At 55.1% G+C, this 23,123-nt stretch carries 17 protein-coding genes, 1 tRNA gene and 1 pseudogene; 11 read left to right on the top strand and 8 right to left on the bottom strand.

What is annotated here, in order from left to right; translation table 11 throughout:
• Positions 1–28 precede the first annotated feature (28 nt).
• From glpE to GHO41_RS09420, 5 genes are all read left to right on the top strand, one after another.
• Positions 29–355 carry a thiosulfate sulfurtransferase GlpE gene (glpE, locus tag GHO41_RS09400; RefSeq protein WP_153433414.1) on the top strand — a complete coding sequence of 109 codons (327 nt, stop codon included), beginning with the start codon at positions 29–31 and terminating at the stop codon, positions 353–355.
• Between the two features lie 301 nt (positions 356–656).
• Positions 657–2,579, top strand: coding sequence for a PrkA family serine protein kinase (locus GHO41_RS09405; protein ID WP_048372233.1), 1,923 nt, complete (start codon positions 657–659; stop codon positions 2,577–2,579).
• A 103-nt stretch (positions 2,580–2,682) separates the two neighbouring features.
• Positions 2,683–3,957 (top strand): YeaH/YhbH family protein, encoded by a 1,275-nt coding sequence (locus GHO41_RS09410; RefSeq protein WP_048372234.1) that lies wholly within the window; start codon positions 2,683–2,685, stop codon positions 3,955–3,957.
• On the top strand, positions 3,954–5,516 hold the full coding sequence (locus tag GHO41_RS09415) for a SpoVR family protein (RefSeq protein WP_153433415.1): 1,563 nt from the start codon (positions 3,954–3,956) through the stop codon (positions 5,514–5,516). Before GHO41_RS09410 ends, GHO41_RS09415 begins: the two co-directional genes overlap by 4 nt.
• A 61-nt stretch (positions 5,517–5,577) precedes the next feature.
• Positions 5,578–6,819, top strand: coding sequence for a multifunctional CCA addition/repair protein (locus GHO41_RS09420; protein WP_153433416.1), 1,242 nt, complete (start codon positions 5,578–5,580; stop codon positions 6,817–6,819).
• 158 nt (positions 6,820–6,977) lie between these two features.
• Here GHO41_RS09420 and folK read toward each other — a convergent pair whose 3' ends face one another.
• Positions 6,978–7,508: a 2-amino-4-hydroxy-6-hydroxymethyldihydropteridine diphosphokinase gene (gene folK, locus GHO41_RS09425; RefSeq protein ID WP_153433417.1), complete on the bottom strand. Its 531-nt coding sequence runs from the start codon at positions 7,506–7,508 to the stop codon at positions 6,978–6,980.
• The gene (folB, locus tag GHO41_RS09430; protein WP_048372241.1) at positions 7,499–7,852 is read right to left on the bottom strand and encodes a dihydroneopterin aldolase; all 354 of its coding nucleotides are present in this window, start codon (positions 7,850–7,852) and stop codon (positions 7,499–7,501) included. Before folB ends, folK begins: the two co-directional genes overlap by 10 nt.
• A 74-nt stretch (positions 7,853–7,926) precedes the next feature.
• Here folB and plsY point away from each other — a divergent pair, with 74 nt between their 5' ends.
• Positions 7,927–8,496 carry a glycerol-3-phosphate 1-O-acyltransferase PlsY gene (gene plsY, locus GHO41_RS09435; protein WP_048372243.1) on the top strand — a complete coding sequence of 190 codons (570 nt, stop codon included), beginning with the start codon at positions 7,927–7,929 and terminating at the stop codon, positions 8,494–8,496.
• Positions 8,497–8,500: 4 nt separating this feature from the next.
• On the opposite strand, the gene tsaD is transcribed toward plsY, so the two are convergent.
• Complete coding sequence (tsaD, locus tag GHO41_RS09440) at positions 8,501–9,526, bottom strand: tRNA (adenosine(37)-N6)-threonylcarbamoyltransferase complex transferase subunit TsaD (protein WP_153433418.1); 1,026 nt, start codon at positions 9,524–9,526, stop codon at positions 8,501–8,503.
• Between the two features lie 198 nt (positions 9,527–9,724).
• Between tsaD and rpsU the strand changes: the two genes are divergently transcribed.
• The 4 genes from rpsU (at position 9,725) to GHO41_RS09460 (ending at position 14,525) form a co-directional block, all read left to right on the top strand.
• A complete protein-coding gene (rpsU, locus tag GHO41_RS09445) occupies positions 9,725–9,940 on the top strand; it encodes a 30S ribosomal protein S21 (protein ID WP_002551877.1) in 216 nt (71 codons plus the stop codon).
• Positions 9,941–10,413: 473 nt separating this feature from the next.
• Complete coding sequence (gene dnaG, locus GHO41_RS09450) at positions 10,414–12,369, top strand: DNA primase (protein WP_048372249.1); 1,956 nt, start codon at positions 10,414–10,416, stop codon at positions 12,367–12,369.
• Positions 12,370–12,436: 67 nt separating this feature from the next.
• Positions 12,437–14,284 carry an RNA polymerase sigma factor RpoD gene (gene rpoD / locus GHO41_RS09455; protein ID WP_048372251.1) on the top strand — a complete coding sequence of 616 codons (1,848 nt, stop codon included), beginning with the start codon at positions 12,437–12,439 and terminating at the stop codon, positions 14,282–14,284.
• A 164-nt stretch (positions 14,285–14,448) separates the two neighbouring features.
• A tRNA-Ile gene (locus GHO41_RS09460) sits at positions 14,449–14,525 on the top strand.
• 204 nt (positions 14,526–14,729) lie between these two features.
• Here GHO41_RS09460 and GHO41_RS09465 read toward each other — a convergent pair.
• On the bottom strand, positions 14,730–14,981 hold the full coding sequence (locus tag GHO41_RS09465; protein WP_218580243.1) for a hypothetical protein: 252 nt from the start codon (positions 14,979–14,981) through the stop codon (positions 14,730–14,732).
• Between GHO41_RS09465 and GHO41_RS09470 the strand changes: the two are divergent.
• Positions 14,959–15,666 (top strand): annotated as a pseudogene (locus tag GHO41_RS09470) (hypothetical protein); the annotation flags it as partial. The gene GHO41_RS09465 and the pseudogene GHO41_RS09470 sit on opposite strands and share 23 nt — an antisense overlap.
• A gap of 27 nt (positions 15,667–15,693) precedes the next feature.
• On the opposite strand, the gene GHO41_RS09475 reads toward GHO41_RS09470, so the two are convergent.
• From GHO41_RS09475 to GHO41_RS09490, 4 genes are all read right to left on the bottom strand, one after another.
• Entirely contained in the window at positions 15,694–17,265 is a 1,572-nt protein-coding gene (locus tag GHO41_RS09475; protein WP_153433420.1) for a hypothetical protein, read from the bottom strand.
• A 630-nt stretch (positions 17,266–17,895) separates the two neighbouring features.
• Positions 17,896–19,122, bottom strand: a complete 1,227-nt coding sequence (locus tag GHO41_RS09480; RefSeq protein ID WP_153329182.1) for an SLC13 family permease — start codon at positions 19,120–19,122, stop codon at positions 17,896–17,898.
• 166 nt (positions 19,123–19,288) lie between these two features.
• On the bottom strand, positions 19,289–20,116 hold the full coding sequence (locus tag GHO41_RS09485) for a polyphosphate kinase 2 family protein (RefSeq protein ID WP_218580244.1): 828 nt from the start codon (positions 20,114–20,116) through the stop codon (positions 19,289–19,291).
• A 25-nt stretch (positions 20,117–20,141) separates the two neighbouring features.
• On the bottom strand, positions 20,142–22,718 hold the full coding sequence (locus GHO41_RS09490; RefSeq protein ID WP_218580245.1) for a plasma-membrane proton-efflux P-type ATPase: 2,577 nt from the start codon (positions 22,716–22,718) through the stop codon (positions 20,142–20,144).
• Between the last annotated feature and the right edge of the window lie 405 nt (positions 22,719–23,123).

Raw genomic sequence — 23,123 nt, forward strand, 5'->3', positions numbered from 1 at the left:
ACGCGCTGTCTGGCTAAAGGAAACTCCCATGACCGAATTCAAACGCATTCCCCCAGAGCAAGCCCAAGCCTTGCGCGAAAAAGGTGCTGTAGTCGTCGACATCCGCGACCAATCCACCTATGCCGCCCTGCATATCACCGGCTCACAGCATCTGGACAACCAGTCGATCGCTGACTTCATTCGCGCAGCCGACCTCGACGCCCCGCTGATCGTCACCTGCTACCACGGCAACTCCAGCCAAAGCGCAGCGGCTTACCTGATCAGCCAAGGGTTTTCTGACGTTTACAGCCTCGATGGCGGCTTCGAACTGTGGCGCACAACCTACCCCGCAGAAACGTCCAAATCTGAAGCCTGAAAATATTTTCATCCGCCCAAGCCCGCGTCCTGAGCGGGCTGGCGCTCTTGCAGACCAACGGTCGCGCCAACAATTCACGCATCTCTTCTTGACCTCCCTGATTACCAACTATCCTTAAGCGCAGGCCATCCGAATCTGGGGAGAGCCGGTACACCGGTGTATGGATCATCAGTAGTAACTTCAAGGGGTTAAGCGCCTTGATGGTGTCCTGGGGGGTACACGGCAACTGCAACGTTGCTGCATGCCAGCACTCGAACTGACCGATCAATCGCCGGCTCCACGTATCGAGCGAGGTGACGTCATGAGTATTTTTAGCCACTTCCAACAACGCTTTGAATCCACACGCCAAGAAGAGCTAACGCTCCAGGAATACCTTGAGCTGTGTAAACAAGACAAAAGCGCTTACGCCTCAGCTGCCGAACGGCTGCTGATGGCCATCGGTGAACCGGAACTCCTGGACACCTCAACCAACTCCCGCCTGTCGCGCATTTTTTCGAACAAAGTGATTCGCCGCTATCCGGCCTTTGCCGACTTCCACGGAATGGAAGAGTGCATTGACCAGATCGTGTCGTACTTCCGCCATGCCGCGCAGGGCCTGGAAGAGAAAAAACAAATTCTCTACCTGCTCGGCCCGGTGGGCGGCGGCAAGTCTTCGCTGGCTGAAAAGCTCAAAGAACTGATCGAGAAGGTCCCGTTCTATGCGATCAAGGGCTCACCCGTCTTTGAATCACCGCTGGGGCTGTTCAACGCGACCGAAGACGGCGCGATTCTTGAAGAAGACTTCGGCATCCAAAAACGCTACCTGAACACCATCATGTCGCCTTGGGCGACTAAACGCCTGGCCGAATTCGGTGGTGATATCAGCCAGTTCCGCGTGGTTAAACTCTACCCTTCGATCCTCAATCAGATCGGCGTGGCCAAAACCGAGCCCGGTGACGAGAACAACCAGGACATTTCGGCCCTCGTCGGTAAGGTCGATATCCGCAAACTCGAAGAATTCCCGCAAAACGACGCCGACGCCTACAGCTACTCGGGCGCACTGTGCCGGGCTAACCAGGGCCTGATGGAATTCGTCGAGATGTTCAAGGCACCGATCAAGGTGCTCCACCCTCTGCTCACCGCCACCCAAGAGGGCAACTACAACAGCACCGAAGGGCTGGGCGCGATTCCGTTCAACGGCATCCTGCTGGCTCACTCCAACGAATCGGAGTGGCACACCTTCCGCAACAACAAGAACAACGAAGCGTTCATCGACCGGATTTACATCGTCAAAGTCCCGTACTGCCTGCGCGTCAGCGACGAAGTCAAAATCTACGACAAGCTGTTGTTCAACAGTTCGCTGGCTAAGGCCCATTGCGCGCCGGACACCCTGAAAATGCTCGCGCAGTTCACCGTCCTGTCGCGCCTCAAAGAGCCAGAGAACTCCAACATCTACTCCAAGATGCGGGTCTATGACGGCGAGAACCTCAAAGACACCGACCCGAAAGCCAAGTCGATTCAGGAGTACCGCGACAGCGCGGGCGTGGATGAAGGCATGACCGGTCTGTCGACCCGTTTCGCGTTCAAAATCCTTTCCAAAGTGTTCAACTTTGACCCGCACGAAATTGCTGCCAACCCGGTGCACCTGCTCTATGTGCTGGAGCAACAGATCGAGCAAGAGCAGTTCCCGGCGGAAACCCGCGAGCGTTATTTGCGCTTCCTCAAGGAATACCTGGCACCGCGCTACATCGAATTCATCGGCAAGGAAATCCAGACCGCTTACCTGGAGTCCTACAGCGAGTACGGGCAAAACATCTTCGACCGCTACGTGCTTTACGCCGATTTCTGGATTCAGGACCAGGAGTACCGCGACCCGGAAACAGGCGAAATCCTCAACCGCGTAGCGCTCAACGAAGAGCTGGAGAAAATCGAAAAACCGGCCGGCATCAGCAACCCGAAAGATTTCCGCAACGAAATCGTCAACTTCGTGCTGCGCGCCCGCGCCAACAACAATGGCAAAAACCCGACCTGGCTCAGCTACGAGAAGCTGCGCGTGGTCATCGAGAAGAAAATGTTCTCCAACACCGAGGACTTGCTACCGGTTATCAGCTTCAACGCCAAAGCGAGCAAAGAGGACCAGCAAAAACACAACGACTTCGTAACCCGCATGGTCGAACGCGGCTACACCGACAAACAAGTACGACTGCTCTCCGAGTGGTATCTGCGAGTCAGAAAATCGCAGTGAGGCAGTTGTAGGCCTCAAGCCTCAAGCTGCAAGAAGAAAACACACGCGCTGTGCTTCGACTTGCAGCTTGCAGCTGACAACTTGAAGCTGCCCGGAGGGCCTTATGAGCTATGTGATCGACCGACGCCTCAATGGCAAGAATAAAAGCACGGTAAACCGTCAGCGTTTCCTGCGGCGTTACCGCGACCACATCAAAAAGGCGGTCGAAGAGGCCGTAGGCCACCGCTCCATCACCGACATGGAGCATGGCGAGCAAATCAGCATCCCGGGCCGCGACATTGATGAGCCCGTGCTTCACCACGGCCGTGGTGGCAAGCAAACCACGGTTCACCCCGGCAACAAGGAATTCACCAGCGGCGAACATATCCAGCGCCCGCAAGGGGGCGGCGGAGGGGGCGGCGGCCCGGGCAAAGCGGGTAATTCCGGTGAGGGCATGGACGAATTCGTCTTTCAGATCACCCAAGAAGAGTTCCTCGAATTTATGTTCGAAGACCTCGAATTGCCGAACCTGATCAAACGCCACCTCACCGGCACCGACACCTTCAAAACTGTGCGCGCGGGCATCAGCAACGAAGGCAATCCGTCGCGCATCAACATCATCCGCACCCTGCGTTCGGCCCACGCACGGCGCATCGCGCTGTCCGGCAGCAGCCGGGCAAAACTCAAAGAAGCCAAAGCTGAACTTGAGCGGCTAAAACGCGAAGAACCGGACAACTTCGGCGATATCAAAGACATCGAGGCCGAAATAGAGAAACTCAGCGCGCGGATACACCGCGTGCCGTTCCTTGATACGTTCGACCTCAAGTACAACCTGCTGGTCAAACAACCCAACCCCAGCTCCAAGGCGGTGATGTTCTGCCTGATGGACGTTTCCGGGTCCATGACCCAGGCCACCAAAGACATCGCCAAGCGCTTCTTCATCCTCTTGTACCTGTTCCTGAAACGGAACTACGACAAGATTGACGTGGTGTTCATCCGCCATCACACCAGCGCCCGCGAGGTCGATGAAGAGGAGTTTTTCTATTCCCGGGAAACCGGCGGCACCATCGTGTCCAGCGCACTCAAACTGATGCAAGAGATCATGGCCGAGCGGTATCCGGCCAATGAATGGAACATCTACGCGGCCCAGGCCTCGGACGGTGACAACTGGAACGATGACTCGCCTATTTGCCGCGACATCCTGGTCAACCAGATCATGCCGTTCGTGCAGTACTACACTTACGTTGAGATCACCCCGCGCGAGCATCAGGCGCTCTGGTTCGAATACGAGCGCATCAGAGACTCGTTCCCCGACACGTTCGCTCAACAGCAACTGGTCTCGGCCGGCGATATCTACCCGGTCTTCCGTGAACTCTTCCAGCGCAGGTTAGCCACATGACCGCCAAAGAGCAAAAACGCCAACCCATTTCCACAGGGTCCGAGTGGACCTTTGAGCTGATCCAGGCTTACGACCGCGAAATCAGCCGCCTCGCGGAACGTTATGCGCTGGACACCTACCCCAACCAGATTGAGGTGATTACCGCTGAGCAAATGATGGACGCCTACGCGTCCGTCGGCATGCCGCTGGGTTACCACCATTGGTCCTACGGCAAACACTTCTTGAGTACCGAGAAGTCCTACAGCCGTGGGCAGATGGGGCTGGCTTACGAAATCGTGATCAACTCCGACCCGTGCATCGCCTACCTGATGGAAGAAAACACCATCTGCATGCAAGCCCTGGTCGTGGCCCACGCGTGCTACGGGCATAACAGCTTCTTCAAGGGCAACTACCTGTTCCGGACCTGGACCGATGCCAGCTCGATCATCGACTACCTGGTGTTCGCCAAGCAGTACATCATGCAGTGCGAAGAACGCCACGGCATCGATGCCGTCGAAGACCTGCTCGACTCCTGCCATGCCTTGATGAACTACGGCGTGGACCGCTACAAACGGCCCTATCCGATTTCTGCCGAAGAAGAACGCCGTCGCCAGAAAGACCGCGAAGAGCACCTGCAAAAGCAAATCAACGACCTGTGGCGCACCATCCCCAAAGGGGTGGGCAAATCCAGTGAAAAGGACAACGCCCGCTTCCCGGATGAGCCGCAGGAAAACATCCTGTACTTCATTGAAAAACACGCGCCACTGCTGGAACCCTGGCAGCGTGAAGTCGTGCGCATTGTGCGCAAAATCGCCCAGTATTTTTACCCGCAGCGCCAAACCCAGGTGATGAATGAGGGCTGGGCCACGTTCTGGCACTACACGCTGATGAACGACCTGTACGACGAAGGGCTGGTCACCGATGGCTTCATGATGGAGTTCCTCACCTCGCACACCAGCGTGGTCTTCCAGCCAGGCTTTGACAGCCCGTACTACAGCGGCATCAATCCCTATGCTCTGGGGTTTGCGATGTACCAGGACATCCGCCGCATGTGCGAGCACCCCACCGAAGAAGACCGGCGCTGGTTCCCGGACCTTGCAGGCAGCGACTGGCTGACCAGCATCAAATTTGCCATGAGCAGCTTCAAGGACGAGAGCTTCATCCTGCAATACCTGTCGCCCAAGGTCATTCGCGACCTCAAGCTCTTCAGCATCATGGACGACGATCAAAAAGACGACCTGCTGGTGCCTGCGATTCACGACGAGAACGGTTACCGCACCATCCGCGAAACGCTGGCAGCGCAATACAACCTGGGCAATCGTGAACCCAACGTGCAGATCTGGAGCATTGATCGACGCGGCGACCGCTCCCTGACCTTGCGCCACCAACAACATGACCGCAAACCTCTGGGTGACTCCACCGACGAGGTACTCAAGCACCTGCACCGTCTGTGGGGCTTCGATATCCATCTGGAGACCCTGCAAGGCGACCAGATCATGAAGGTCCAGCACGTACCGCCCAAAGGCGAGCATGGTGAAAACGACTACGGCCGTCTGGACTTGTCCGCCGTCCACCTGTAACCACATCGACCTCCGCTAACGCGGCACACGGGTTATCCTGTCGCGCTAACGGAGGCTTTTTATGAAGATCTATAAAGTGGGCGGCGCAGTGCGCGACCGCTTGCTGGGCAAACCCGTCACCGACATCGACTGGGTGGTGGTGGGCGCGACTGCCGAGCAAATGCTCGCCGAAGGGTTTCGCCCGGTGGGGTCAGACTTCCCGGTATTTCTTCACCCAAAAACCGGTGAAGAATATGCACTTGCCCGAACCGAACGCAAAAGCGGCCATGGCTATGGTGGCTTTATCTTCCATGCCAGCCCCGACGTCACCCTCGAAGACGACCTGATACGCCGCGACCTGACCATCAATGCGATGGCCGAAGACGCTGATGGCAATATCACCGACCCGTACCACGGCCAGCGAGACTTAGAAGCACGCATTCTGCGCCACGTTTCCCCCTCGTTTGCCGAAGATCCCTTGCGAGTCCTGCGTGTTGCCCGCTTTGCCGCCCGTTATGCAGGGCTTGGTTTCAGCATCGCTCCCGAGACCCTGGAACTCATGCGCCAACTGTCCGCCTCTGGCGAACTGCAGGCCCTGACGCCCGAGCGTTGCTGGAAAGAAATCTCTCGCGCACTCATGGAAGATGACCCACAGGTATTCATCGAAGTGCTGCGCAGTTGCGACGCGCTTGAAGTGCTGCTGCCAGAGGTCAACGCCTTGTTTGGCGTGCCACAACCTCCCGCTCATCACCCCGAAGTCGACAGCGGTCTGCACACGCTGAGCGTGCTTGAACAAGCCGCCTTGCACCATCAACCGCTGACCGTGCGCTGGGCTTGCCTGCTGCACGACCTCGGTAAAGGGCTGACACCCGAAAGCCAGTGGCCACGACACATTGCCCACGAGCACAAAGGGCTGCGTCTGATCAAAGCCGTCAACGAACGCTACAAAGTACCGAGAGATTGCCAGGAATTGGCCCTGTTGGTGGGCGAGTACCACACCCATGGTCATCGCGCCCTGGAGCTCAAGGCATCGACATTGCTGGAGTTGTTGCAGCGGTTTGATGTATATCGCCGCCCTCAGCGTTTTGAAGAATTTGTGGTGGCCTGCGAAATGGACGCCAGAGGGCGTTTAGGTCTGGAGAACCGCCCTTACCCACAGGCGGACTATCTGCGCGGCGCGGCCCTGGCAGCACAAGGCGTGACCGTACAACCGCTGATCGAGCAAGGTTTCAAAGGCCCCGAACTGGGCGAAGCCCTCAAGCACGAACGGCTCAAGGCCTTGCAAGCCTACAAAGACGCCGCCAAACACAAGACGATGCCGTAGCAGTTGCCGAGCGTGCGAGGCTACGTCCGGCTGCGCAGCAGTCGTAAATCAAACACTGCGGGGCGACCGTAAAACCTTGCAGTTGGTGTTTACGATCGCTACGCAATCGGACGTAGCCTCGCAGGCTCGTCAACTGCTACAGGGTTTTGCGCGCCCCCTTAAACCGAGCGTTCAAGCATCTCTGCCGGCGTCAATTGCACGCCCCGCCACTCAAACGCCACAGGCGCCAATACCTGGTCGATCTGCGCTTCGGCCCACATCTGGGCAAGGGTTTTACCCACGCCCGGATGCACCTTATCTGGCGCCATCAACGACAACGGCCACAGCACAAACGCATTCTTGAGAATTTCTGCTCGCGGCAAGGTCAGGAATTCAAAGTCGCCCACCAGATCGCCGTAAAACAACACATCGATATCCAGCGGCAGCCCTTTGCGATCCGGGGCATAACGCCCGTTATCCGCTTCAATCAACTTCAAACGTCGGCTTAATTCCATCAGTGGCAAATCGGTTTTGGCCGCGACCACCAGATTGAAAAATGGCCCGCTTTTGATGCCTACCGGCTGACTTTCAAACACCGCCGAACACGTCATGCCCACTAAAAAGCCCGCAAGCGCGTCCAGCCCGGCACACAAATGCCGTTCACGCTCGGTATTGCTACCGAGCCCGAGATAAACCTCTGTTAGCGGCATCCGCGCTCAATCTCCACACCCACCCCTGTGGCCGCCGCAACGGCGCCGGGCTTGGTCAGCTTGAGGTGCAACCAGGGAATATTGAATTCACTCATCAGCACCTGCGCCAAACGTTCGGCAAATGTTTCTACCAGTTGGAACTGAGCCTGCTCGGCAAACGCCTGGATGCGCGCCGACACACTGGCGTAATCCAATGCCAGGGTCAGGTCGTCTCCGGCCGCTGCCGGGCGGTTATCCCACGCAAAACTCAGATCTAGCCGCAGGCACTGACGGATGCCGCGCTCCCAGTCATAAGCACCGATAACGGTGTCAACTTCCAGGCCTTCGATAAACACTCTGTCCAAGCACTCTTCTCCGCAGCACGACAAGGGCGCAATGCGCCGTTAGAATCAGGGCGTCCTTGCCCGGAATAGTTAGCATGTTTTGGTTACTGGCGATGCTCGCCTACCTGCTTGGTTCTATGTCCTTCGCTATTTTGCTCAGCCGCCTGACGGGAAACCCCGACCCGCGAATGAGTGGCTCAGGCAATGCCGGCGCAACCAACATGTTGCGCCTGGCCGGTAAAAAGCTCGCCATCCTGACCTTGCTTGGCGATCTGTGCAAAGGGCTTTTACCGGTATTGCTGGCCTATCAACTGGGCTGCACGCTCCAGCAACAAGCCTGGATCGGCGCCTGCGCCGTTGTAGGGCACATGTACCCACTGTACTTCCGCTTTCGCGGCGGCAAGGGCGTTGCCACCGCGGCCGGCATGCTGCTGGGCCTTTATCCGCCCGCCGCGCTGCTGGCTGCTGTCGCATGGCTGCTGACCTTCCAGCTCAGCCGCACGAGCTCGCTGGCCTCACTGATTGCCGCCCCCCTCACCCTGCCCTTGCTGGCCTGGCAAGAACCTGCAGCGCTGCTGCCCATGAGCGCCCTGACGACGCTCATTGTGTGGCGGCACCGCAGCAATCTACGCGACCTGATGGCTGGGCGCGAACGGCATTTCTGAACACTTACAGCGGTGGCAACTGCTCCATCGGCCAACGTGCCTGCACGCTGATCGCCAGGCTCTCGTGCTGGCCCGCCAGCAAACGCTGACACCCGGCATAAGCAATCATCGCGCCATTATCGGTGCAGAACTCCGGGCGAGCGTAGTACACCTGACCGTTCATCTCGCCGAGCATTTTCTCGAGCGATTCACGCAGCGCCTTGTTCGCACTCACCCCCCCGGCAATGACCAGACGCTTCATCCCGGCAGCCTTCAGCGCGCGCTTGCACTTGATGGTCAGGGTTTCGACAACGGCTTGCTGAAACGCCAGCGAAATATCGCAACGCGCTTGCTCCGTATCTTCGCCCGCGTCCACACAACGCTGCCAGGTATTCAGCGCGAAGGTTTTAAGGCCGCTAAAACTGAATTGCAGCCCCGGACGATCGGTCATCGGCCGCGGGAACACAAAACGCCCGGCAACCCCTTGTGCAGCCAGGCGCGCGATCTCAGGGCCGCCCGGATAACGCAACCCCATCATCTTGGCGGTTTTATCGAAGGCTTCGCCCGCCGCATCATCCAGGCTCTCGCCCAAGAGCTCGTATTGACCGATGCCATCGACACGCACCAGCTGCGTATGGCCGCCCGACACCAACAAAGCGACGAACGGGAACTCAGGTGGCTGTTCTTCCAGCATGGGGGCCAATAAATGGCCTTCCATGTGATGCACGCCAAGGGCAGGAATACCCCAGGCAAAGGCCAGCGCTTGGGCACACGAAGCCCCGACCAGCAAGGCCCCGACCAGTCCCGGCCCTGCCGTATAGGCAATGGCGTCAATCTCTGTAGGCACGCAATCGGCCTCAGCCAACACCTGACGAATCAAGGGCAGCATGCGCTTGACGTGATCACGCGAGGCAAGCTCCGGCACCACACCGCCATAAGCGCGGTGCAGGTCGATCTGACTGAACAGCGCATCGGCCAAAAGCCCGCGCTCACTGTCGTATAGCGCGACGCCGGTTTCGTCGCAGGAAGTTTCTAATCCCAGTACTAGCATGGGTTTACGCCTTGTTGAGGCTCAATTCGAAGGCGCGCATAATAGTCGCCACTCCCGCCCCCGACCAGCGGTTTTCGATCAGAGGCTTTGCATTCCGGGCGTTGAGGGGTTAACATCCGCAACCCTTAAAAACCGACGTCTTACAACGCAATTTAGCCTTGGGACGTTGACCCCGGTAATGAATGAAGGTAGCTCTGGATGCCAGCCGTCAAAGTAAAAGAGAACGAACCCTTCGACGTAGCTCTGCGTCGTTTCAAGCGCTCCTGCGAAAAAGCCGGTGTACTGGCTGAAGTTCGCAGCCGCGAATTTTACGAGAAGCCGACTTCTGAGCGTAAGCGCAAAGCAGCAGCAGCTGTTAAGCGTCACGCGAAGAAAGTTCAGCGCGAGCAGCGCCGCGCCGTTCGTCTGTACTAATACACAGACGTTCGTTGCAAGCTTCTGCCAAGCCCGGCCTAAAGCCGGGCCGTAGGCAGTTGCAGCAAGTTACACGCTCTACCGTCAAGGCCGCAGATGCGACCGCGACAAAGCGTAACACCACGTCAGACCTGGTTTTAACAACCAGCGGTGCACGTCTTTACTGACGAGCCTTACAAGGCTACCGACGAGCACACTTTTCCTGATTATCCCAAGACAATCAGCCCAAGGTACTTCTCCTGTGCCTGCTTATGAGCCACCCGAGACCCACCACAGGTCAATTCGGACTCAGAGCGCAACACCTATCGAACATATTCGTACTGATTAAAACCCTAGTCAGATGAGATTCGACAGATACACTTCCCCACAATGACTGAGCAGACGCCACACGATCGAGCCATGCACCTGCGTGCACGCCATCATGCCAAGCCACTCATCTGGGTTAATTTCTGCTCCGTGATGACGAGAACGCCATGGCCGGGTTAATCCCCCAGAGCTTTATTGACGACCTTCTGAACCGCACCGATATCGTCGATGTCGTCAGCTCGCGCGTGCAAATGAAGAAAGCAGGCAAGAACTACACGGCTTGCTGCCCGTTTCACAAAGAAAAAACGCCCTCGTTCAGTGTCAGCCCCGACAAACAGTTTTATTACTGCTTTGGCTGCGGCGCAGGCGGCAATGCCCTCGGCTTCATCATGGACCACGACAACCTGGACTTCCCCCAGGCCGTCGAAGAGCTGGCAAAAGCTGCCGGCATGGAGATTCCCCGAGAAGAAGGCGGCCGCTCACACAAGCCACGGCAACCTACCGACTCACCGCTCTACCCGCTTCTGACCGCCGCCGCCGACTTTTACCGGCAAGCGCTCAAGAGCCATCCTGCGCGCAAAGTCGCCGTCGAATACCTCAAAGGCCGCGGCCTGACCGGCGAAATCGCTCGCGACTTTGGCCTCGGTTTCGCCCCGCCCGGCTGGGACAACCTGTTCAAGCACTTGAGCAACGACACCCTGCAGCAAAAGGCGATGATTGACGCCGGGCTGCTGGTGGAGAACGCCGAGACCGGCAAACGCTACGACCGCTTTCGCGACCGCGTGATGTTCCCGATCCGCGACAGCCGTGGCCGCATCATTGCGTTCGGCGGCCGCGTGCTCGGCGACGACAAACCCAAATACCTGAACTCCCCGGAAACCCCTGTGTTCCACAAGGGCCAGGAACTCTACGGGCTGTTTGAGGCACGCAAATTCAACCGCAGCCTCGATGAAATCATCGTGGTTGAAGGCTACATGGACGTCATCGCGCTGGCCCAGCAAGGCCTGCGCAATGCCGTCGCCACCCTCGGCACCGCCACCAGCGAAGAGCACATGAAACGCTTGTTTCGCGTGGTGCCCAGCGTTCTATTCTGCTTTGACGGCGATCAGGCTGGCCGCAACGCTGCCTGGCGCGCCCTTGAGGCCACACTTTCGTGCTTGCAGGATGGTCGCCGTGCGCGCTTTCTGTTTTTGCCCGAGGGCGAAGACCCGGACACACTGGTGCGATCCGAAGGCACCGACGCCTTCAAGGCGCGCATCAACCAGCACGCACAACCGCTGGCCGATTACTTTTTCCAGCAACTGACCGAAGAAGCCGACCCGCGGTCGCTTGAGGGCAAAGCCCACATGGTCACGCTGGCAGCACCGTTGATCGACAAAGTGCCGGGCGCCAACCTGCGCACGCTGATGCGTCAGCGCCTGACCGAAATCACCGGCCTGACCCACGACATGGTCAGCCAACTGGCACAAAGCGCGCCCGTCAAACCTCAGGCCCAACCCGCTTACGACCCCGGCATTGATTACGACGCAATGCCCGACTACAGCGACTTCCAGCAACCGGACGTGTACATCCCCCAACAGGAATGGACCCCGAAAAAGCCTGGCGCTGGCGGTAAAAAGTGGGAAAACAAACCTTGGGACAAAAAAGGCAAACGCGGTGCCGAGCGCGAGCAGGCCTGGGTGCCGGTCGGCGTCGAACCGCCCACGCTAACGGCCTTGCGCACCCTGCTGCACCATCCCCAACTGGCAAAAAAAGTTGAGGACGCCGGGCACTTTGCGGCCGAAGACCAGACCAATAATCAACTACTGATTGCTCTGGTAGAAGCCGTACAGAAAAATCCTAAGCTAAGCTCTATTCAGTTGCTGTCGCGCTGGCACGGCACCGAGCAGGGTCGATTGTTACAACGATTGCTGGAAAAGGAATGGCTAATTGACGCCGATAACCTTGAACAACAGTTTTTCGACACCATAACTAGCTTGTCAGCACGCCAACGTGAGCGAAATCTAGAGCAACTTCTTCGAAAAGCACGTCAAGGCGAGCTTAGTACCGAGGAAAAAAACCAGTTACGCGACCTCTTGAGTCGCAATAATCCTGCATCAAACCCGACCTCAACTGGCGCGTGAGGTCACAGCTAAGGTATAATCCTCGGCTTGTTTTTTGCCCGCCAAGACCTTCAGTGGATAGGGTGTTATGTCCGGAAAAGCGCAACAGCAGTCTCGTATCAAAGAGTTGATCACCCTCGGCCGTGAGCAGAAGTATCTGACTTACGCAGAGGTCAACGACCACCTGCCCGAAGATATTTCAGATCCGGAGCAAGTGGAAGACATCATCCGCATGATTAATGACATGGGGATCCCCGTACACGAGAGTGCTCCGGATGCGGACGCCCTTATGTTGGCCGATGCTGACACCGACGAAGCCGCTGCTGAAGAAGCAGCCGCAGCGTTGGCGGCAGTAGAGACCGATATTGGTCGTACGACTGACCCTGTACGTATGTATATGCGTGAAATGGGTACGGTAGAGTTGCTGACACGTGAAGGCGAAATCGAAATCGCCAAGCGTATCGAAGAAGGCATCCGTGAAGTGATGAGCGCAATCGCGCACTTCCCTGGCACGGTTGACCACATTCTCTCCGAGTACACTCGCGTCACCACCGAAGGTGGCCGCCTGTCCGACGTTCTGAGCGGTTATATCGACCCGGACGACGGTATTACGCCACCTGCCGCAGAAGTTCCGCCACCTGTCGACGCCAAAGCGGCTAAAGCTGACGACGACAGCGACGATGACGAAGCAGAATCTTCAGACGATGAAGAAGAAGCTGAAAGCGGTCCAGATCCGGTCATTGCTGCCCAGCGTTTTGGTGCCGTCTCTGATCAGATGGAAATCACTCGCAAGGCGCTGAAAAAGCACGGCCGCGACAGCAAGCAAGCCATCATCGAACTGGTTGCCCTGGCTGAGCTGTTCATGCCGATCAAACTGGTTCCGAAGCAATTCGAAGGTTTGGTTGAGCGTGTTCGCAGTGCCCTGGAGCGTCTGCGTGCACAAGAACGCGCCATCATGCAGCTGTGCGTACGTGATGCACGTATGCCACGCGCCGACTTCCTGCGCCTGTTCCCGGGCAACGAAGTTGACGAAAGCTGGAGCGATTCGCTGGCCAAAGGCAAAAGCAAATACGCTGAAGCCATTGGCCGCCTGCAACCGGACATCATCCGTTGCCAGCAAAAGCTGTCGGCACTGGAAGCAGAAACCGGCTTGACGGTTGCTGAGATCAAGGACATCAACCGTCGCATGTCGATCGGTGAGGCCAAGGCCCGCCGCGCGAAGAAAGAGATGGTTGAAGCGAACTTGCGTCTGGTGATCTCCATCGCCAAGAAGTACACCAACCGTGGCTTGCAGTTCCTCGACCTGATCCAGGAAGGCAACATCGGCTTGATGAAAGCGGTAGACAAGTTTGAATACCGCCGCGGCTACAAATTCTCGACTTATGCCACCTGGTGGATCCGTCAGGCGATCACTCGCTCGATCGCCGACCAGGCCCGCACCATCCGTATTCCGGTGCACATGATCGAGACGATCAACAAGCTCAACCGTATTTCCCGCCAGATGTTGCAGGAAATGGGCCGTGAACCGACCCCGGAAGAGCTGGGCGAACGCATGGAAATGCCTGAGGACAAAATCCGCAAGGTATTGAAGATCGCTAAAGAGCCGATCTCCATGGAAACCCCGATCGGTGATGACGAAGACTCCCATCTGGGCGACTTCATCGAAGACTCGACCATGCAGTCGCCAATCGATGTAGCCACCGTTGAGAGCCTTAAAGAAGCGACACGCGACGTACTCGGCGGCCTGACGGCACGTGAAGCCAAAGTACTGCGCATGCGTTTCGGTATCGACATGAATACCGACCACACCCTTGAGGAGGTTGGTAAGCAGTTCGACGTTACCCGTGAGCGGATTCGTCAGATCGAAGCCAAAGCGCTGCGTAAGCTGCGCCACCCGACGAGAAGCGAGCACTTACGCTCCTTCCTCGACGAGTGATCCCAAAACCCCCGGCCCTGCCGGGGGTTTTGCTTTGTGGGCAATACAGCGCCTGCACGCCTTCAAATGCGACAGAATTCGCACACAGAATTCTTCGTACCTCTAATTAAGATTTTTCGGATAGCACTCCTAAGAAACCATCGTTATAATCCCCGGCTTACTTAGGGCCTATAGCTCAGTTGGTTAGAGCAGGGGACTCATAATCCCTTGGTCGCAGGTTCGAGTCCTGCTGGGCCCACCACATTAAAAGCCGCGCACTGCGCGGCTTTTTTGTGCCCTTAACAAAAAGCTCATCGCCCCACTCCCCCTGTAGCAGTTGACGAGCCTTGCGAGGCTACGTCCGGCTGCGCAGCAGCCGTAAACCACGCTGAAAAGATCGCGAGACAAGCTCGCTCCTACAGACAGCGAACACTAAACCCCTGTAGCCGCTGCCGAGCCCCTCCCCTCACAAAAACGCAATCCACAACCCCGCCATCAGCAAAGTCACCAAGGTCACCGGCACCCCGGACTTTGCGAATGACCCGAACGAGATCTTGATACCGCACCCCGCCGCCTGTTCCACGACGATGATCCCGGCCAGGCTGCCGAAAATAATAAGGTTGCTCGAAAACCCGGTACCCAACGCTATCGCAGCACCTAACGACTGCGCGTTGTTGTCCGGGTGCAGGTACGGGGAAAGCAGTATGGTGGTGGTCAACTTCGCCTACGGCATGCCGATAAAGCCCTTTATCCAGACCATCCTGCCCCACGGCCTGAGCCTGCCCAAAGTGCCGAAAGGGGATCAAGTCTGGCAGCACAGCGAAACCGCCCAGCAGCGCGTGGACGCCGACGGCAACTGGTCGCGGCAAACCGACGGTCGCATACAGGACTTTTCAGCCGATCGCGAAGTCCAGGCCCTGGACAACCAGGAGCACTATCAAAGCCACACCCAAGAAGTGGACGACCATTCAAAGGAGACAGTAGGCGGCGTCAAAACCATCGAAGCCATGGGCGCCGTGAAACTGCTAGCAGGCGGATCGATGAGCGTAGCGGCTGTGGATGATTTACACCAAGCCACGGGCCGGGATCTGAATCTGGTGGTTGGGGATAAGTACAACGCCACCGTCGGTGGCGATATGCAAGAGCGGATCGAGGGACTGCGCAAGAGTGTGGCCGGGGATGGCCAGCGTTTGGTTGCGCCGAAAAACTGGATCGGCTCCGAGAGCGTTAACTTGTTTCAGGTGGTTTGTGATTTGCTCGACCTAGTGCAGGAGATGAACACGCAACTGGCTGGGCACGTCCATGAAGAAAGTCCTGTACCTAATAATTCAGAAATATTAATTAGTACAGGAACAAAAGCACAAATCATGTCAGATGCGCTTAAAAAATCAGCGGGTGATTAACGAACCATAGTTAGAGCCCAGCCGCTTCTACTTAAAACCCTCGGATGTCAATAACTCCGAAAAGAAAAAAGGAGCTAGATTTATACTTAAATTTACATTTCTGTATGAATCGACAACGCTCAAAACATCCTTTTCTAGAATACCAATTTCGACCTTTTCAGCGTTTATAACGGTTCTATAAAGCGATTCCATTTTTTTTACTGCTACGCTATGCCTTCCCGAATCATATTTCTCTACAATCCCGCTGAGCAACATAAGCTCGGCAAAAATATACCCACCTAAATTTACCGCTACTACATGAAAGCAATCAGCCTCCACACCTACATCTATACTTACCTTATCAGGAAGTTCAAGAGACACTTTGCTTACAGCTCCCGCTATAATTAAACCCATCTCTAATAGTCGGTGCTGCGCTTTTTCAAGCTCACCGAGAGAGATAAACACAGGCTCATAAAAATCAAAGTGCTTTTTTATAGTTAAGAACTTCTCAATTGCTTCAATGACAGATGAACAATCTGAAAAATCGCTCGTCGGGTTCAAATTAATACATGTGGAGCACCCAGGGAATTCTAGAGCCAACCTGACATGCGTAGAAGACCTAAACATTTGGATCAACTTAAATAACTTCAACCCCTCTGTGATGTCATAGTTTTTAATTAATTGGGGGTGGGCCAAAAATTTTAGCCTTTTGCCGTTATCAAATACCTGAATTTCAAAAAGACTTGAGCTCATTCTGAATTTTCTTAAATCGCTACTAATCCATTGATTCAAAATTCCCCTATAGAGATCCGTGGAGAATTTCAAAGAATGACCATTAGAAAGATTCTTAAATATTAATGAGCCTGACGCATCAGGTATGACGTTTGTAATTTCAAGGATCGCGGATTCACTAGTAAAAAACGGTAAAGCAGTAGCAATACCAAATCGTAACTCTGAACCATGGACATTGTTTACATCTAAGCTCCCCTTAAACCCAAGCGACATATCAATAAACTGCTTGAGCTGATCATCACCTTTGATTGAAAAGCTAAGCTTATGTGCGCCTTGTTCAAATCCAGAGGACTCTAGATATTTAGTTTTTTTCTCTATATATTTAAGGCTTTTACCGCCTATCATTGACACCATCATTTCTCTAAGGCGCGAGCCTTTAAGCGGCGTAATACTTTGAGTAAAGTTCAGCCTCATAGTTCTTTTGTTGAGTTTAACTTTTGGGTTAATGGCAACTAAAGACGCAATTTTTTTTAGGACCCTATCTATTAGCTCTTTGTCAACATGATATAAATATGCGGCAGTTGGAGATTCGCCACCTTCATATTCAATTAGCACATAAAAAGCAGGAACTGGTGTTGTTACCATTTTCTTTAAGTTGGATAATTCCACATCAACAAACTTATTCTTTCCGTCTGTGGTTTTTACCTGAATCTTCGTCTCGACTTGTCCTTCATGCAGCGACATAGCATCGAGAAACATATTTTCCTCATCAATTTCAACATATAGATCCCAACCATTCCTATCTGATACGGCCTTGTTCGCAGTCATACCTGAAATCGCGCAAAGTCCGCTAAAAAAATCTTCCCCTGCTTTGCCCAAATCTCTCATCTCGCCTCCATTCCGGTTGATCTATCCAGAAATAAGATGCCACGTTTATGAAAAAAAAAGCGCTAAAAAAGCACTTATCCCCCTCCCGCCGACGGGCTTCGCGTCCTTTTTTTGTGCAAACCCAGGGGGTAGTGCAATCAATCAGCTAGGCCACGGTGTGTATGGGGTCTGACAGCTTGGAGGCGATTGCACAGAGCGGAAGGATTTGTAGGGTTGTGAGAAGTCAGGCTCAAGGCGTGTCCAGAAAGTGTCCAGATCCGTAGAGTACATGCGGGAAATATGGGAATAAATATTCGTAAAAACCTTTATTTGCTGGGTTTTACCAATGAACCCTGGTGTTTTAAGTAGGCTCATAATCCCTTGGTCGCAGGTTCGAGTCCTGCTGGGCCCAACATACTCAAAGCCGCGCACTGCGCGGCCTTTTTGTGCCCAACCTAAACACCGTCAAAAGCTCGCAGCCTTCGGCAGCTCCGACACAGAGCTCACGCTCCCCCGTAGCAGTTGACGAGCCTTGCGAGGCTACGTCCGGCTGCGCAGCAGCCGTAAACCACGCTGAAAAGATCGCGAGACAAGCTCGCTCCTACAGCCAGCGAACACTAACCCCCTGTAGCCGCTGCCGAGCCCCTTCCCTCACAAAAACGCAATCCACAACCCCGCCATCAGCAAGGTCACCAAAGTCACCGGCACCCCGGACTTTGCGAATGACCCGAACGAGATCTTGATACCGCACCCCGCCGCCTGTTCCACGACGATGATCCCGGCCAGGCTGCCGAAAATAATAAGGTTGCTCGAAAACCCGGTACCCAACGCAATTGCAGCACCTAATGACTGCGCGTTGTTGTCCGGGTGCAGGTATGGGGAAAGCAGCATGACCGCCGGGTTGTTGCCGACCACATCACTGAGCAATGAACCGGCCACAAACAGCGAAATTGGGTCGTTAACGTCGATACCCACATGGCGCAACCAGTCAAACAGCGATTGCGGCAGTCCGGTATTGGCGAGTGCCTGGTTGCAAATGAACAAGCCGATAATCAGCAGCAACAGGTTGCCGTCAACTTGCTTGAGCACGTCTTTGGAAGCCAGGCTGCGGTTGACCAGCAGGATGCCCGCGCCGGCCAGGGCCACCAGTTCTCGCGGCCATATATCGGCCACCAGGGCGATGATTACGGCGCTGGCGACGATGATGGCTTTGGTCGTTTCGACTTTATCGAGCTGTATGGGAGGGTGGACAACCGCTTTATCGGTCTTGCGCTCCAGCGTCCATTTGCCACGGTATTGCCACGCGATGATGCACCAGATGATGGGCAGCGATAAAAGCGCCGGCACCCCTGCGGCAATCATGAATTCGTTAAACGAGAGATCAAGCGCTTGGGCCGCAATCATGTTTTGCGGGCTGCCGATCAGGGTGCCCGCGGCACCGGAGTTGGCCGCAAAACAAAATGCCAGCAGAAACGGCACCGGGTTAAGCCCCCGTGCCAGCGCCACGCTGACCAGCAGCGGCGTCATCGACAACACCACCACGTCATTGGTCAGCAATGAGGAAAGCCCGGCACTGACGGCAATAAACACTGCCAACAGCGCGACCGGGGTAATTTTCAGCGTTGCGACTTTCTCCGCAGCCCAGGCATAAAACCCCGAGACCGTGAACGCCCCCGACACCACCATCAAGCCAAACAGCAGCCCAAGGGTGCGGTAGTCGATGGCATCCCACGCGGCTTGCGGGCTAAGGCTTCCTGCTACGATCATGGCCAGGGCGCCAACGACTGCAGCGCCCGTTCTGTCCACGTTAAATGCCGGCAGCTTACCGACACCCATTACCAAATAAACCATGAAGAAAATGAGCAGGGTTGTGTACATAACGACGCCTAATGCAATGAAGCCCGTCACAGGCCGATATAAGGTGAACCGCTAAATGCCAATAGCGCTTCCTGCTCTGATCAACCAACAGGAAACGCCATGAGATGTCAGACCTGGCCATCGCCGCCCTGAACGTTCAAAACCTTCAGGGCGGCGCTCTAGTGATTTAGAGTTTTTCTTTCTTGGCCTGGTGGTACTTCCTTCTGATTTCTTTGAGATCAACCGTAGGTTTGGGCAACTGCATTTTCATATCTTTGAGCGTCTTCTCAACAATGCTCCCGACAGCCAGGTTGCGGAACCACTTGTGGTTGGCCGGGATGACATACCAGGGCGCATGATCAGTCGAACATTTGTTCAACATCGCCTCATACGCCTTGATGTAGTCGTCCCACAGGGCGCGCTCTGAATAATCACCCTCGCTGATTTTCCACTGCCGCATCGGATCATCCAGACGCTCTTCAAAGCGTCTGAGTTGCTCTTCAGGCGAGATGTACAAGAAGAACTTCAAGATCGTCGTGTTATTCGAATGCACGGTGCTTTCAAATGCATTGATCAAGTCGTAGCGCTTTTCAATGACCTTGCCGGGCGCCATTTTGTGCACGCGCTGCACAAGCACGTCTTCATAGTGCGAACGGTTAAAGATAGCCACGTTGCCGTCGGCCGGGACATGGGGATGCACCCGCCAAAGGAAATCATGGCTGCTTTCTTCGGGGGTCGGCTGCTTGAAACCATGCACATTGGTGCCTTGCGGGTTCATCGAACGCAACACATGCCAGCAAGTGCCATCTTTACCGGCCGCATCAATGCCCTGCAAAACAATCAGCAAGGAATGTTTACGCTCGGCATAGAGCTTCTTTTGCAGGTCAGAGATGCTGGCGGACTGTTGATCAAGATGCTTTTGCGCATCTTTTTCCGATTTATAAGAACCATGAAAGTCAGGGTCCACGTCAGCGAGGCGAATTTTTGACCCTGGCTTAACAATCAACTTACTCATAAGGCTCATAGTCTGGCTTCCCTAGTCATGCGATGGCTTTAGTCAGGTTTTCGCTTTGTTTTTCACGCTTATCGACGACGGAGAAGTAGATCAACTTCACGATATCGATGATCACCATCCAGACAAGGACGTACACCCAGACAACGCCGATCAGTTCCCACGAAATAGCCGGGACGAAAATACCGAAGGCACAAATAAACACCGCGACAATCTGCGTACCGATAACCGCCAACAACAGCGGCAACGACGGGAACGGTGGTTTGAACACGCTGTTACGGTTACGCACCACAAACAGCAACAAGTGGCCGCCCGCTGCCAACTGCAAGAACAACATGGTCTGTAGATGACTCAGGTCGAGTGCAAACACATGCATCAGTTCTGCGTTGTTCATCCAGTACATCGAGATCAGAACAAGACCAAAGCTCTGCGCCAGTGCCATCAACCCCATCAGTGAAGAGAATATGATGATTCGGTGCATATCCCACCGCACCGGTTTCTTGGCTATTTTGACGTTGTCATAGGCGATGGTCATGATCGGAATATCATCCAGCAACGCCAGTACCACAATCATGATGGCGGTCAACGGACGCACGCCGAATACCAAATAAGACAGCACCACCACAAACATGATGCAAATCGTCATCGCAATCCGGTAGTACACATACGAGGTAATGCGCTCGAAGATAGCCCGCGCTTCTTCAATGGCATTCACAATCGTGGATAACCCCGGGGCTGTCAAAATCAGCGCGGCGGCCGATCTTGCCGCGTCCGTTGCACCCGACACCGCAATACCGCATTCAGCTTGTTTCAAGGCCGGGGCGTCGTTAACACCATCCCCTGTCATTGCAACAATGTGATTACGCTCTTGCAGCGCTTTAACGATCTGGTATTTGTTCTCCGGGAACACGCGCCCAAACCCGTCGGCGGCCTCAACTGCACGGGCCGCATCAATCGGAATATGGTTGTTGTCCGTATCTTTAGGGAACACCTGATCAGCAACCAGCAAGTGCGTCCCAAGCCCCAGTTGCCGGGAGATTTCGGAACCAATCGCCACGTCATCGCCCGTGACCATCTTCACCGACAGCCCCAGCGCACGTGCCTGGGCAATGGTTTCTTTAGCGTCAGGGCGCGGCGGATCGAGCAACGCCAGCAAGCCCAGGAGGTCCCAAGTTTTGCCGCCATCATCCGAGCGGGCAACACCGAGTGCGCGCGTGCCATGGCTGGCCAGTTCACTGACTTTGCCGAAGTAAGCCGTGGAGCGCGGATCGTCGCTGGAGGTTTCACTGATACCGCACAACGTGGCAATCACTTGCGGCGCCCCTTTCGCATAGGACGTCTGTTTTTGCGAAGCGTCTTGCACCACCGCCAGGGTCTTTTTATTGACCGGGTCAAAAGGCGTGAAGCTGACTTGTTTAAAGCCATCCAGCGATTTTTTATCTTTCAGCGCACTCAATACAGCCTGGTCAATGGCATCCGTACTTTCCGGCTGACACGCCAACGCCGCGCCTAGAATCACTTCATCGGGAGTTGTTTTAGGGTCAAAAGGAATCGCGCTATCAACGGTCAGGTGGTTTTGCGTCAGCGTCCCGGTTTTATCGGAGCACAACACATCAACCCCGGCCAGTTCCTCAATGGCCGACAACCGCGAAACAATGGCCTTTTGTTTGGATAACGCCAACGCCCCCAGCGCCATGGTGACGGACATGACCGCGGGCATGGCCACCGGCACCGAAGCAATCAGCAACACCAACACAAACTGCGCAATATCACCGGCTTCAGACCACGCCCAATGCCCTTGCACAACAATGTCTTTGTATAACTGCGTGCCGACCAGAATCAGTGCCAGAATGGCCGCGAGGATAATCAGGAAATCCCCGATACGCAGTACTGCTTGTTCAGCGTGGGACTTGGCACCCGCACTGGCCACCAACTTGGCCGTGCGCCCAAAGAATGTATTGTTACCGGTTGACGTGACAATACCGGTCATCGAACCTTGCCGCGCGATAGAGCCGGAATAACCGCTGTCACCGACCATCTTCGATACAGGCAAAGACTCACCCGTCAACGCCGCCTGATCCACCGACAAATAAGCGCCGTCGATCAACAGTAAATCGGCGGGCAAAATCTCCCCACCGGACACCGTCACCACATCCCCCGGCACCAGTTCGGCCGCATCGATGGTTTGCAACTTCCCATCACGCTTGGCATGGGCTTTAAGTGCCAAACCTTTCTTCAGCGCCGCCAGTGCACTGGCGGCTTTGTTGTCCTGCCAAAAACCGACAGCCGCGTTGTAAAGCAGCAGGCCGGTAATCACGATGAAGTCTGGCCAGTCCTGACGCGCCAACGAAATAAGTGCCGCAATTTCAATCATCCATGGAATAGGCCCCCAGAAATAACCGAGCAGCTTTTTCCAGCGACTGTCTTCTTTGGCCTCAATGGCGTTCGGCCCATACTTTTCAAGCAGGCTCTTGGCCGTTGCCGAACTAAGGCCATCTGGCGAACTGTTGAGTTGGCTTATTTCTTTCTTGATACCCTCAGCATCCAGTCGCGCCGGCTTGGCGTTAGAAGAGCTGGATGCACTGGGCGAGCTAGCTTTTTTCACTGGGTCACTGCTTGTAGACCCATCGCCTGCCAATGTGATGTCGGACATTCCCTTACCCTCTTAGACGGCTCTCGCTTATTCAGCACTCTCAAACTTCCAGTGTCGCAACCTAATAAAGTTGCGCACTCACCTGTCTCTCTTAAGGTCCGCACTTAATAATAAAGCCGCCCTGCATAATCCATGACTGCAGAGTGGCTATTAACGACTGACCTGCTTAAATAACGACTATCAAACAACTTTAATAACGTATCACTGGCGCAACCAAGTTTTGTCGCATCTTGACGACGTATCGAAATAGATTGGTTTTTTAACGTGTGTTAGATAGACCGGCGGCCGCAAAAACTGAGTGCAACACCTGACCTTTCCGGTACGGTGCTGCCACTATGTCCTATCACGAACTCAGTA

Origin of the sequence: Pseudomonas sp. FSL R10-0399 (genome assembly GCF_009600165.1) — a bacterium.
GTDB classification, from domain to species: domain Bacteria; phylum Pseudomonadota; class Gammaproteobacteria; order Pseudomonadales; family Pseudomonadaceae; genus Aquipseudomonas; species Aquipseudomonas helleri.